The sequence below is a fragment of the Pseudomonas sp. SIMBA_067 genome (assembly GCF_046534675.1).
Taxonomy (GTDB): Bacteria; Pseudomonadota; Gammaproteobacteria; order Pseudomonadales; family Pseudomonadaceae; genus Aquipseudomonas; species Aquipseudomonas putida.
In genome coordinates, this window is the sequence record NZ_JAWRYH010001082.1 from 1 (window position 1) to 246 (window position 246).

Below are 246 nucleotides of genomic sequence, written 5' to 3' on the forward strand. Positions count from 1 at the left end.
TTGAGCACCACCCGGTCGCCGATCACCACCGAGCTGTTGGACTGTTCGGCGCTGAGGTAGCGCACTGCACTTTCGTCGTTCAACGCCAGGCCTGCCAACGGCTCCGTGCTTTCGAAACGCAGCTCACCCTCGCCGTTGCCACACGGCAGGCGCATGCCCTCCTGGCAGGCGCGCAGCACGGCGCGGATGAAGGGTTCGAGGACGAAGGCATCGGTGATCAGGCCGACCTGATGGGCGCGGCGCACC

Annotated in this window: 1 protein-coding gene; it reads right to left on the reverse strand. The window is 66.7% G+C overall.

Translation table 11 applies throughout. From position 1 onward, the window contains the following. On the reverse strand, positions 1-246 hold a 246-nt coding region (locus tag SB765_RS32590; protein WP_410932888.1), incomplete at both ends, for a hypothetical protein.